13 protein-coding genes are annotated in these 12,912 nt (G+C 39.6%); 5 read left to right on the plus strand and 8 right to left on the minus strand.

Translation table 11 applies throughout. The features are described 5' to 3' along the window. The first annotated feature begins 51 nt into the window (after window positions 1–51). From mobV to QVD32_RS03220, 5 genes are all read left to right on the plus strand, one after another. The gene (mobV, locus tag QVD32_RS03200) at window positions 52–1,599 is read left to right on the plus strand and encodes a MobV family relaxase (RefSeq protein WP_118687071.1); all 1,548 of its coding nucleotides are present in this window, start codon (window positions 52–54) and stop codon (window positions 1,597–1,599) included. A gap of 120 nt (window positions 1,600–1,719) precedes the next feature. Next, a complete protein-coding gene (locus QVD32_RS03205) occupies window positions 1,720–2,418 on the plus strand; it encodes a restriction endonuclease subunit S (protein WP_278709371.1) in 699 nt (232 codons plus the stop codon). 2 nt (window positions 2,419–2,420) lie between these two features. Next, window positions 2,421–3,191 carry a DUF2971 domain-containing protein gene (locus QVD32_RS03210; protein ID WP_118687069.1) on the plus strand — a complete coding sequence of 257 codons (771 nt, stop codon included), beginning with the start codon at window positions 2,421–2,423 and terminating at the stop codon, window positions 3,189–3,191. A 71-nt stretch (window positions 3,192–3,262) separates the two neighbouring features. Further along, entirely contained in the window at window positions 3,263–4,255 is a 993-nt protein-coding gene (gene xerA / locus QVD32_RS03215; RefSeq protein ID WP_118687070.1) for a site-specific tyrosine recombinase/integron integrase, read from the plus strand. A 25-nt stretch (window positions 4,256–4,280) separates the two neighbouring features. Further along, window positions 4,281–5,423: a restriction endonuclease subunit S gene (locus QVD32_RS03220; RefSeq protein WP_278709368.1), complete on the plus strand. Its 1,143-nt coding sequence runs from the start codon at window positions 4,281–4,283 to the stop codon at window positions 5,421–5,423. Here the strand turns inward: QVD32_RS03220 and QVD32_RS03225 are convergent. From QVD32_RS03225 to QVD32_RS03260, 8 genes are all read right to left on the minus strand, one after another. After that, a complete protein-coding gene (locus QVD32_RS03225; protein ID WP_278709366.1) occupies window positions 5,347–5,931 on the minus strand; it encodes a restriction endonuclease subunit S in 585 nt (194 codons plus the stop codon). The two genes, QVD32_RS03220 and QVD32_RS03225, sit on opposite strands and share 77 nt — an antisense overlap. 9 nt (window positions 5,932–5,940) lie before the next feature. Then, on the minus strand, window positions 5,941–6,714 hold the full coding sequence (locus QVD32_RS03230; protein ID WP_254306441.1) for an abortive infection family protein: 774 nt from the start codon (window positions 6,712–6,714) through the stop codon (window positions 5,941–5,943). Further along, a complete protein-coding gene (locus QVD32_RS03235; protein WP_118687066.1) occupies window positions 6,714–7,013 on the minus strand; it encodes a hypothetical protein in 300 nt (99 codons plus the stop codon). The genes QVD32_RS03230 and QVD32_RS03235 overlap by 1 nt, the downstream gene beginning before the upstream one ends. Before the next feature lie 15 nt (window positions 7,014–7,028). Further along, on the minus strand, window positions 7,029–7,391 hold the full coding sequence (locus tag QVD32_RS03240; protein ID WP_118687065.1) for a hypothetical protein: 363 nt from the start codon (window positions 7,389–7,391) through the stop codon (window positions 7,029–7,031). 134 nt (window positions 7,392–7,525) lie between these two features. Then, the gene (locus tag QVD32_RS03245; RefSeq protein WP_118687064.1) at window positions 7,526–8,023 is read right to left on the minus strand and encodes a hypothetical protein; all 498 of its coding nucleotides are present in this window, start codon (window positions 8,021–8,023) and stop codon (window positions 7,526–7,528) included. Further along, the gene (locus QVD32_RS03250; RefSeq protein ID WP_118687063.1) at window positions 8,013–8,720 is read right to left on the minus strand and encodes a DUF3800 domain-containing protein; all 708 of its coding nucleotides are present in this window, start codon (window positions 8,718–8,720) and stop codon (window positions 8,013–8,015) included. Before QVD32_RS03250 ends, QVD32_RS03245 begins: the two co-directional genes overlap by 11 nt. Window positions 8,721–8,739: 19 nt before the next feature. Then, a complete protein-coding gene (locus tag QVD32_RS03255) occupies window positions 8,740–10,383 on the minus strand; it encodes an N-6 DNA methylase (protein ID WP_118687062.1) in 1,644 nt (547 codons plus the stop codon). Window positions 10,384–10,388: 5 nt separating this feature from the next. After that, window positions 10,389–12,912: DEAD/DEAH box helicase family protein (locus QVD32_RS03260; RefSeq protein ID WP_287710143.1), on the minus strand; the 2,524-nt coding region annotated here is incomplete at its 5' end.

The raw sequence follows: 12,912 nt of genomic DNA on the forward strand, positions 1-12,912 counted from the left end.
GTTCGGAGTGAGCAAGCTCAAACATAAATCATTTATAAAAAGAATACCTATATGAATACAGATATAAAACAAGCTATGCACGTCGAAGCCGGCAAATCATTCGGCACGGCAGAGGCCAATGAAAATGAAAGACGTTGGAACGATGACAAGATTGACAGAAAGAATCAGGATCCGACCAACCACTACGACAGGACCAGAATGAAATTGAATTTCGAGATCGGTCCTGACGGAAAGATACATCCGTTGGGTTATCAGGAGAAATCGCTTGAAGTCCGTCTGCAAGAACGGCTGGACGAATTGGGTTGGAAGCCGTTCAAGGCGGACAGCAAAATCCAACCGAACTGTTGCGCTAAGTTTGTCTTCGGAGGAAACCATGACCGGACGCTTGAAATGGCTTTCGGGAATCAGTCCGTCAATCTGGAGAAAGGTGCGGACAACAGCCACCTGCACCGTTGCGAGGAAATCGAGAATTGGGCGAAGGATGTCTATGACTGGTGCTCCAACAGATACGGACAGAAAAACATTGTCGGTTTTCAGGTGCATATTGACGAGAGCAGTCCGCATATTCACGCTCTGATTGTTCCGGTCGGTATCCGCCCAAAAAGCGGACGGGAGAGTGTGATGTGGTCGGCAAAGTTCGGGAAAGACCGCTATGAATATGGCCGGATATTGAAAGAGATGCACACTTCCCTATATGACGAGGTTGGCAGCAAATACGGTCTTGAACGTGGGGACAGTATTGACGGGCGTAATGTACAGCATCTGAACAAACGCGACTATATCCGCAAGCTGACCAAGGAGGCGAAACAGGCGGAGAAAGCCGTCAAGGGACTTCAATCCATGATGCGGAATCTGGAATCAAGAATTTTCAGTTATAGGCTGCAACTTGAAGAGGCGGACAAGGAACTGGCTTCAGGTAAGATTACGCTCGACAGGTATGAAGCGCAGAAAGCGGATATACAGGAGCTCATTGCAGAGTATCAGACCAAACTTGAAGACAAGACCGACAAACTCCACGTAAAGGAGCAGGAACTGGAACGGCTGACCGCAGATGCGACAAAAGCCCGTTCGGTTGTCCAGCCGTTTCGTAACCACAAGGTTGATTTCACGCCACCACAGATTACCGAGAAAGTACCTTTGTTCGGTAGCGATAAATGGGTTGAGCGTCAGAACCAGTATATAGCTAAACAGTTTACTGATATTGTCCGCAAAATAGAATCCCTGTACAGAAATGATGCGGCACGGCAGGTTGAAGCAGCACAGCGTAATGTACTGGCAGATTATGGGGAGCTTTATCAGCTGAGACGGGATAACAAATCCCTTTCTGACACAAACGAAAGTTTGGAATCTGAATTGAATATGCTGTTTGATCAGTTGGCTATACCATCGGTTCGCAATCTGATTTTTGCCGTCGCCGATGCACTCATCGGTGGCCAGCCTGTATCAATTTCTTCCTGTAGTGGAGGCTCGACCTCTGATCTTCCTTGGGATGGCCGAAGACCTGATGAGGAGGAAGAGGCGTATCGGAGAAGGTGTTTGATGTTTGCGATAGGAGCGGTAAAGAAGCTGAATGAGAAGAAAAGTTATAGGAGAAGGTGATTCTGCATTTGTATATTATCACTAATCTCCAATATTTCAATAAAGAGTTGGGATAGTTGCGAATTATTGCGACTATCCCAATTTCACTTATACATTTCGCTAAATCAGAATTTAGAGGCGATGGCAAAACAACTCTATGACTATTGGTTCGTGCAGTTTGATTTCCCGAATGAGGAGGGGAAGCCGTATAAGTCAAGCGGTGGAGAAATGGTTTGGAATGATAAGCTGAAACGCAACATTCCTGTTGGCTGGCATTGTGGGAACCTCTCTGAAATTGCTGTTTTTACAAATGGGTTGGCTTGTCAGAAATTCAGACCAAAGGCTGATGAAGTGCCATTGCCTGTTATCAAGATACGAGAAATGCACGATGGTATTTCTATTGACACTGAAGAGGTAACGTCAAATATACCAGAATCAGTAAAGGTATATAATGGTGATGTGCTATTTTCATGGTCGGCATCACTGGAAGTTATGCTCTGGGCTTATGGGCTTGGAGGACTTAATCAGCATATCTTTAAGGTTACATCTGCAAATGATTTCCCGAAGTCATTCTACTATTTTCAACTTTTGGATTATGTCGATGTATTCAAGAAAATGGCAGAAGCAAGGAAAACAACGATGGGACATATTACGCAAGACCATTTACAACAAAGCACAATCGCCATACCTGATAATAAAGATATTGCGGATAAATTTGAGAAACTTATATCACCAATCTTTAAGCAGGTAGTGAAGTTGCAAGAGGAAATCTCAAATCTTATCAAGCAGCGTGACGAACTTTTACCACTTTTAATGAATGGACAAATAACAATAGAATAAAAATGTCTCGCATACTCTACAAATATTTAGATATAGTTGGCGCAAAGTGCATGATTGGAAATCAAGACCTTCAATTCACTAATGCGTCTCAACTGAATGACCCTTTCGATTGTCATCCAAAATTAATTGACTACTCAAATGTGCCGGACACTGAACTTCAAGGATGGATACCAAAGGATTGGTGGATAGAGAAAGAAGAAAATGACGCCCTCAATTTGCGCAATGATACATGGTTATGCAGCTTGTCGAAAGTTAATAATTCATTACTAATGTGGAGTCATTATTGTTATAACCATAAAGGTATTTGTATAGGACTTGACATAGACAAAGTGATGGAATCTGTTCCGCCAATGTTTGGTACAATATATCTTGAACCGCTTGTTCTTGATGTTCAATATCAGGATATAATAGAGCGTCCTAACGCGTATCATACCACAAAAGATTTATTCAGTTATCAATGGCGGACAAAAGCAAAGGAATGGGAATATGAGCAGGAGGTTAGATTAGTCATACCAAAACCAAGTCCAATATATGCAGCATTTACTCCTCAACAAGCAAAGCTGACAAAGGAAATATGGGATTGGCGTGAGATACGCCACTATATACCACTGAAAGGCGAATGCTTTGAGTCTATCTATTTTGGTGTCAATATAGAACAAACAGAGAAAGAAAAAATAATCCAATATGTTCGCAAGGAACTAAATCCGCAAATTAGGTTGTACCAAATGGAAGTAAATGAAAATGCTTTTAGATTACGACCTGTAATTATATGAACGGTCAGGTATCGGTAAATTCTGATTTAGCAGCCTCTTATATTATATATAAGGACAAAAATATCAGAATTATGAAAGAGAACATCATTCAGGCGATAGTTGCGGAAATGCAGCGTGACTTGGATTGCCGACAAATGGCACGACTTAAAGCCGTGCTTGCATCAGAACTGCATAATGTAGAAATCATAGAAAAAAGCGATTGCGCCACACAGCAAACGCAAGAGAATGAGCATCTTCTTAGCTCCTTTATATCAGCCAAAAAGATAGAGGGATGTTCAGACAAAACTCTGGCTTACTACCGCAATACCATTGAGCGGTTATTGGTTACGCTCTCTTTGGCTATTTGCCACATCAGTACAACAGACATTCGCTCCTATCTATCCGATTATCAAGAAGAACATCAATCAAGCAAAGTAACCATTGACAATATGAGGCGCATCTTCTCCAGCTTCTTTGCATGGTTGGAAGATGAAGACTATATCGCAAAAAGCCCTGTTAGACGAATCCATAAGGTAAAGACTGATTCTCTGGTAAAGGAGGTACTCTCGGACGAGCAATTAGAGCAGCTTCGTGACTGTTGTACGAACAAAAGAGACCTTGCCATTATAGATATTCTGGCATCTACAGGCATTCGTGTGGGTGAGTTGGTCAAACTGAATCGTGAGGATATAGATTTCCATGAGCGTCAATGTGTGGTATTCGGAAAAGGCAACAAGGAGCGTGTAGTTTACTTCAACGCCCGTACAAAACTACATTTGCAACAATACCTTAATGAGCGAACAGACAACAATCCAGCTTTATTTGTTTCCCTCAATTCGCCACATTCACGACTGACTATCAGCGGCGTGGAAGTCAGAATCAGAAAATTAGGTCAATCCCTTTCTATGCCAAAAGTTCATCCTCACAAGTTTCGGCGAACCCTTGCTACAATGGCCATTGACAAAGGTATGCCCATCGAACAGGTTCAACGTCTGCTTGGCCATGTACGCATTGACACCACACTGCATTATGCCATTGTGAATCAAAACAATGTAAAGTTGGCTCATAAGAAGTATTTGGGATAACTGAATCACAAAAATCTGCCTAAAAATGCGTAACTTTGCCCCTCAAATGGAAAAGGATATGCAATCTTACAGGCTTTCAGATTTAGTAAAAATAAAAAATGGCAAAGGCCACAAGATGCTTTCAAACGGGAAATACCCTGTTCTTGGAAGTGGGGGCATTATGCGCTATGTTGACAAATTTCTTTACGATAAGCCAAGTGTCTTGTTACCTCGTAAGGGAACATTGGATAATATCCAATATTGCGATGTGCCATTTTGGACTGTAGATACACTATATTACACTGAAGTGAATACAAACTTAGCAAATCCCTATTATTTGTATCGATATTTGTCTCTATTGGATTTGAGCAATTTAGATTCGGGAACCGGAGTTCCGAGTATGACATTTGACAACTATTACGGACTAAAAATTTTCTTGCCAAATATTGAAAAACAAACAAAAATTGCCCAAATTCTTCAAACACTTGACAAGAAAATCATTATCAATCGTCAGATAAATCAGAATTTAGAGGCGATGGCAAAGCAACTTTACGATTATTGGTTTGTGCAATTTGACTTCCCGAATGAGGAGGGGAAACCGTATAAATCTAGTGGAGGCAAGATGGTTTGGAATGAGAAGTTGAAGCGAGAAATTCCCGAAGGATGGGATAATTGTACATTAGAGTATTTCCTAACTATCAAAAATGGACGTGACCACAAGCATTTAGCAGAAGGTTTATATCCTGTTTATGGTAGTGGTGGAGAAATGCGTAGAGTAAAAGAAAGCTTATATAGAGGAGAGTCGGTTTTAATGCCAAGAAAGGGGACATTAAACAACATCATGTATATTGATGAAGCCTTTTGGACTGTTGATACAATGTTTTATTCTGAAATGAAAATTCCGCATTGTGCTAAATATATTTTCTTTGCCATCAAAGACATTGATTTTACAAGATGGGATTCTGGAACAGGTGTGCCAAGCATGACAGCTTCAACTCTTTATAACTTAACAATGATAAAGCCCAATAAAGATTTACTCAAAAGATTCGATAAAACTATAGCTCCGATATTTTACAAAATGAAGCAAATAAAAGTAGAATGTGAAGAGTTGATTAAGCAGCGCAACGAACTTTTACCACTTCTGATGAACGATCAAGTGTCGGTAAATTCTGATTTATCTGACGATTAAGGACAATCTTCTTATCATAATTCTCCCAGATATCTGCAACAGATTTCTGCAAATCAAAACTCGGAAAATTGAAAGATAATGATGAGATATCAGCTGGATTGATAGAAGGATATGCAGAAACAGCTGTATCTGCAATATTTCCGATATATTCTGTTATGGTTGATTGTGTTAATAATAAATACAGATATCTAGGATCTATAATTTGTTTGTATTGCTCTTTAAGATCTATGGTAACAAAACCTGTTGATACAATAAAATTAGTTTGTGGATTATTTAATATACCATAATGCTTTAATCGGGGACGAACGGTTGAGTATATAATTGTATTGTTTTTCACTCTACGCTGAGCACGGCTTGGAGCATCTTCTATGTTGATAATAATAGTATCAGATATTACATTTTCTGTAATACTACTAGTATCTAGGTAAATTATTTCTTGTAATGAGTCAGATTTACTGATTGCTTTTACGTTAAAGTCTGCTATTTCTCCTAATTTATATTTCTTCATATTTCGTTCTTAAAAAGGTAAATCATCTACATCTATGGTCGGTTGAATAATCGGTGGATACTTTTTCTTGTAAAAGTTAAGTAAAAATAGACCGACGGTAGATACAGCATTAACTACGAGGTAAGCATATAATGGTTCTGAAATAAGATAATTAGTATCCATCTTGCCATGAAAGATAGTTTTTCCACTTCTTAAATCCTCGATAGCTTTGCAAGCACCAACTAAAGACGTAGAGATTGTTTTAATTTCATCTGGCATTCCTACTTCTGTAGTTAATTTAAACGCCTTAGTAATACTCTTAATCAAACTGTAAAGCGTGTTCTTTTCATCCCACACAACATTAATTCTATCATCTTTGAGAATTTCTTTTATAATGCTTTCTAATGCAGAATTCGCTAATCCAATAGCTAAGCTTGGATCTTCTTCTACATTTTTGAAGGCTTTTTCAAAGGTTTGACTAGCCGTTTCGTAACTAGATTTTAGCTCATTTTTGAAAACAGGAATACATGGAATGTAGTCTGGTGTTTCTACTCCCAAATCTATTGCTATTTTCAGAAGAGTTTCACCATCAATATTATGGAGCGTTTTCTTTACATCAAGTTTCTTTCTCTCTTCATCTTTATAGTAGAAATAGAAGTTCTCGTTATCTCCATAACAATCGTACACGATATGCCATTTTTCTAGATAATTGGTCACATCGTCATACCCTTTGTATAATTCAAATAAACGGTCATTGATATTTTGAACTATACTCATTAAATAACGTGGCGAGATATCATTCATTATAGCAACCTATTTGGGCTCTTTAGAAAAGTTTTCATTTGTTCCTCGCATAATTTGAGTATCAATTCTCTTCTACTCTTTTCAGAATCCTTCTGCTCTTTGCTAGCATATGGCATACTTTCAATTTCTCTTTTTTGTTTTGCAATAGCAAACTCAATTCCCTCATGCAATGATTTCTCGGAAATCTTTTGACAGCCACCTAATAGTTGGTCAATCATAAATGCAGATAGCTTTATTCCTCCATCAGTATTCTTGGCTATCTCTAGCATGTGCTCATTTAATTTATCGTAATCTATCATACCTTCTTGTCTTTACTATTCTTCATATAGTTTTTTATCCTCCTCTAACAAGTATTCGTATTTTGTACCCTTTAGGCTCTCCCTGTCATACTCTTTACGGTACTCCATGATATAGAAAGCAATAGTTTCCGGATATGTATAAAAATATGCACGACATACTTTCTTGAAAAGTAGAAGCATACGTTCATTTTCTACGAAGTCAAACATCCAAGTAAGCAAGTGATCCACCTCGTCCTTTGTTGCTTTTCTACTGCATATATCATCAACTAACGGAGTGTATTCAATCACAGCCCGGTCTTGAAGGTCTGATAAAGCCTTTGCCATTTCTATAATTCTTTCCTGAAAATTATCCTCTGTCTGCTTATCTATATTGGTCATTTTGCACGTTTTTTGAAACAATTTAGCCATAAAATCGTTAAAAGTGCGGGAAAATCTTGGAAATGCATATAAAAAGCATTATCTTTGCACCATCTCAGCAACCATGTGTTGAAGGAGAAACGGGGGCGATATTTTTATCGCTCCTTGCTTTTTATATACATTTCATATTCTCTCAACAATTTTTCCTTTCGAGATTTATAAGTTACCAAGTAGGCAGTCCAAGGCAAAATATAGTCTTTTGCTTTTCGTAATACTACTAAGTAGCCCTCATCTTCGTGAAAGATGAGAACATTTGTTTTGTTGCCGCGAGTATTCTCCCACACCTTCAAATAAGGGTGTTCAGATTGGTTTATCATTGGAGCGGGCCATTTGATTCTCTCCATACGTCTCAAATCGGGTTCTCTAGTCGCTTCATCTTCACCCTCTGAAGTCATATGCCAAAAAGTAGCCTCTTTATCTTGCGACAATGGATATTTCTTCAATCCCAATCTAATTCCTCTAAACACAGGACGTTTGGCGATAAAGTCCTGCTTGAAGCACTCATATACGGCTTCAAGATATTTATGAAAGTCTCCACCGAACTCACTCAATTCGATAAGGTCAGGCAGATAAAAATATTCATTATTTCCCATATCCACTTTTCCAAACAAATATGTTAAATTTATTCTCACGATAGAGGGTGCTGGCCATCAAATTATAGCCACTTCTTGATTTAATTCGATCAATCAATTTTAGCTTTGCTTCACTGGAGTTTTTCCCTCTATGAATATATGATAAAGCTCCTATTAGCAAATCAGCCAATGCAACTAATTCTACTTCTTCTGACCTTACCTGCTGTACTTTTTTTATTAGGTTGCGGTCAAAATCATAATGATTGTTACATAAAACTTCATGAAGTTTTTCTACCTTACGCTGTCCTCGTGTATCTTTTATATCTATATATATGTTATATTCACAATCTGGCTCAAAAAGTGTTTTGAGCATATTGAAATACATCTTGTAGTAAAAGTCATCGTGTGTTTGATTGAACAATTCGTGTTTTAAATTCTGCTTATCAGGGATAACCAACACGCGGAAATGAAGGTCGCTATTATCAAAGAAATAATTGATAATATCCATATAGAAATCTAATTGTCCCGGTGATACCTTATTCCATTTTATTTCGAAGTTCTTACTTAGACCATGCTCCTCTTTTATTTCACGTATGCGATGGAAAATCTCGTCTTTTTTATTTTGAGGGCACCACACACCACCAATTGTCATTGCACTTTCGTTATCGTGCTCCAAATGACAACTTTCATCACAATATATATTATATAACTGTCCCATATTATGCGATTTATATATTTTAGTTGTTAAACTTCAGACTATTCAGTTGTTTCATTATCTCAGTCTCCAGACGATGACTTTCTTCAAATTGTTGAGTTAAAGTCTGTTTGTAGTCATTCATTCGCTGGTTAAACTCCTCTTCTGTAATATCCACATAGTCAATCTTAATATCAAAGTATTGACCAGCAGAAAGAGAATATCCCTTTTCCTTAATTTCATCGTAGGTTACAGCGACAGAGAAATCATCAACAGCCTCTTTGTTCAAGAATGTCGTAACAATACGTTCTATCTCGTCATCGTTTAGACGTACTTTCTTAAGTCCGTTGGCATCTTTGTACTCCTCTCCTAATTTGCTTGCGTCAATCAGGATAACCTTATCCGAAGATGCCGATTTATCAAAGAAAAGAACACTTACATTGGTACCTGTATTGGCAAACACGTTGCTTGGCATAGAAACACAGCCAAATACCACTTTGTCATCTACAATTTTATGAAGAATTTTGTTCTCAATGCCACTTTTGGCTGTAATAAAACCAGTAGGGATAACAATCGCACCTTTACCTGTCTTTTTCAGCGAATTGATAACGTGCTGTATGAAACAGGTGTATATTGCCATTGATTCTTTTTTTTTGGCAGGCACATTGGGGACTCCTGCCCAAAAACGGGCTGGCATGGCAGCAATCTTCTCTCTGGTATCTGAAAAGTCCATCTTGAAAGGCGGATTGCTCACCACAAAATCAAACTGGCGCAACTGTTGTCCGTCATCGCTCTTGTGATAAGGGCTTACAAGCGTATCTCCTTGAATGGCATTGTCAAGCGAAGATACAAGTCCGTTGAGCAATAGGTTCAATTTCAGCATTTTGTTGCTTCGCTGGGATATATCTTGCGAGAAAATGGTACAACGGTCTTCACCTATTTGATGACTGAGTGCCATAAGCAATGTACCTGTTCCTGCCGATGGGTCGTAACACTCCATGCTATGCAGGTCGGCATTATCACCCACCAACAGACGAGCCATAATCGTGGCAATGGCGTGGGGGGTATAGTATTCCGCATATTTACCGCCGCCGGCTGTATTATAGTCTTTTATCAGATATTCAAAGATACTGGAGAAAAAGTCGTAATTCTGTGCAAACGCTTCTTCAAAAGAGAAATTCACGAGCTTATCCACCAAAGCACGGGCAAATGGCGCACGTTGTGCCGAATCGGTCACAAACGGTGTCAATGCCTCGAACAATGGAATCTTCGTGTTGGCAGTGGTCTGCGTGGAGAATATATCTGCATTCAGCTCCGCTATATCTGTCATTGTAGAATCGAAAATGGTGTCAAAATCACCTTTTCCCTGCTGGTTCCAAAGATTGGCAATCAAATGATACGGTTCGAGCATCGGGACATCGGGCGAAATGGCACTCTGAATAAGCATACGCTCATCGGCAGAAAGATTTTCGTATGCCGTTTCCCATTTTACGTTTCCTGTCAGTTGCTTGGCAATCTCGCTTTTCGCATTTTTCAGTTCATAACCGAATTTGTCATTCAGGAATTTATAGAGAAACACCTGAGTGATAATCTTATATTCGTTACCATCGTTTCCCATACCGTATGATTGGCAGGTGGCTTTAAGCCCGTCGATGAGTCTTAATGTTTTTTCTTTAATATCTGACATAATCTTTATGCAATGCCATAAGTGGCGTTATATTGGTTGATATATTGTTGTGAAATGCGTGTTTGGATGAACTTGTAATCGTCCATTTCCGGCTTGATTTGCGGAAAATGAAACAGACATCCATTAATGAGAGCCATCACCGTGCGCCCGAAATAAGCATCCTTTTTCAGAATGTCGTTACGATCATACACTTTGGCATCAACATCTTCTTTTATAATATTGAGGATGGCTGCAATCTCTTCGTCAAAAAAAGAGAACATAGGTTTCTGTCCTTGATCTTCCCTTTGCTTGTTCACTTCACGTATGCGCTTGTGTACACGGGCAAATTTTTCATCGCCCTTGTACTTTTTCAACAAGACATTGTTGCGCTTTTGTAGGTCTTGCAAACGACCGATGATTTCATCCAAAGCCTGTGTTTCCTCGTTGAACTTAGCTATCGTGTCAATCACAAAACCGTGTTCCTTGAAGCGTTCCATAAAGGCTTCACGCAACGAAATGAACTCCGGGTCGTCTTGGTCGAAGTTTTGGGTAAACGAAGAAATGGTACGCTGCCATTTTTCTTTCAATTCCACACCACCGGATATAAGGCGCATTTCCTCTTGTCCTATTTTGGAGAAAGTGAACTCTATATCCATCATTGCCTCATTAATTAGGGTTTTCGTTTCCTCGTTTGTATTGAAAGCCTCTTTCTGATTGATGATACTTATCCGTCTTTGCACCTCAGAGAGCAGTTGTGGCAACTTGGTGATTTCGAGTTTGGCAAATTGCTCTTTCATTTCGTCATCCCCGAATGTACGCACGATATTCGCCATGTTTTTGGCTGACTCCAATGCCTGTTTGAGGTCGAGCAATACAGCCTTATCCTCTTCGGTGGAGATTTCAGAAGAAAACTCTTCCGCATTGTCGTATGTGTAATTGAAGAGCGTTTGCCGAACTTTCTTCATCTGATTCAATATCTCTTCCTTGTCCTCAATAACTTGGGTAAAGGTGTCGGTAGCAGCGGATTCGCCAGTCTCGTCCACATCATTAAAGCGGTTCAGCTCTTGCAAATATGCTTCGTTGGTTTCCTTGAAGTTGCGCTTGATGTCGGCAAAGTCAATAACAAAACCGTAACGCATACCCGGATAAGGACGGTTTACACGTGTTATGGCTTGAAGCAGATTGTGGTCTTTCAGTTTGCGCCCGAAATACAGGCGTTTCAAGCGTGGCGCATCAAAACCAGTCAAAAGCATATTAAAGACAATGAGAATATCCACTGTCATATTTTTCTTGAAGTCTTTGACTATCTGCTTACGAGTTTCTTTGTCATCCGTATCGTGAAGAATGATTCCGGCTTTCAGCGGTCTGTATTTTGATTTGTAATCCACTTCCGGTTCACCCACTACATACGAACCATCGGAAAGTTTTATCTTGATGGGCTTCGGCTGATACTTCTGCCATTCTTCTTGGAATACATCATAAAGCCGCCTTGCCTGTTCGCTGGTTTCACAAATGACCATACCGCCTAAAGTATCATCTCCTTGTATCTTGCGAAACTCTTTTAAGTCTGTCATAATGTAACGGGCTAACTCGCTTACATAACTTGGATGCTCTATGATTTCCGACTTACGAATGTCTTTCTTTTGTACAAGGGTTTCCAGTTTGTCGTACACATCAGACAAACGCTCTTTGTAGGAAGTTTCTATATCCTCACGTATGATTTTCAGCGTGTAGCCATCGGCAATAGATTTATCGTAGTAATAGGTGTGCAGATAGTTACCAAACACCTTGCAACTGGCGCGTTCCTCCTTTAACAGCGGTGTACCCGTAAGTGCGATTTTAACAGCATCGGTATCGGCATCAAAGAGGTTGGCAAGAAAGCAGCCACCGGGCTTATATCCACGGTGCGCCTCGTCAAGAATGAAAATGCGTTGAAGATTGGTTGCATAATCACTGATGCGTACTTTTTCCTTATCCTCTGCAAAGCGTTGTATGTTTACAACCGTGATTTCAGCTTGTCCGCTTACACCTTGTTGCGCTTGATTACTGCGGAACTGCTCCATAAGTTCGGCTCTTGTATTGGCGGTAGATACTACCAACCCACGAGCTTCAAACTCTTGTGTGGCTTGTTCCAAAAGGTCAAGGCGGTCTACTATAAAATAGAATTTGGCAACCTTATTTTGTTTGGAATAGAAATCGTTAAGAATATAAGTCAGATAGTATGACAAGGCGGTTTTACCACTACCTTGCGTATGCCAGACTACGCCAGATTTCACCCCCTCTGCCAGTTTTTGGCGAATAGCTAACGATGCAAACAATTGTTGGTAACGCATGATATGCTTTTGGTCGGTAGATTCTATCTTTCCATCCACCTCACGCTCCATACGGACATAGGCAATACCATATCTAATGATATACAACAAACGTTCAGGCGAACACATGGATGTTAGGATTCTGTTTGTAGGGGTGTTGAAACCGAGATTTGTCTGGTACTCAGGACTTGTATGAATGACTTGGCAATTGTAATCAGACAATATCTGTTTTTCCACC

Source organism: Barnesiella sp., from assembly GCF_022723415.1.
In the GTDB taxonomy this organism is placed as follows: domain Bacteria; phylum Bacteroidota; class Bacteroidia; order Bacteroidales; family Barnesiellaceae; genus Barnesiella; species Barnesiella intestinihominis.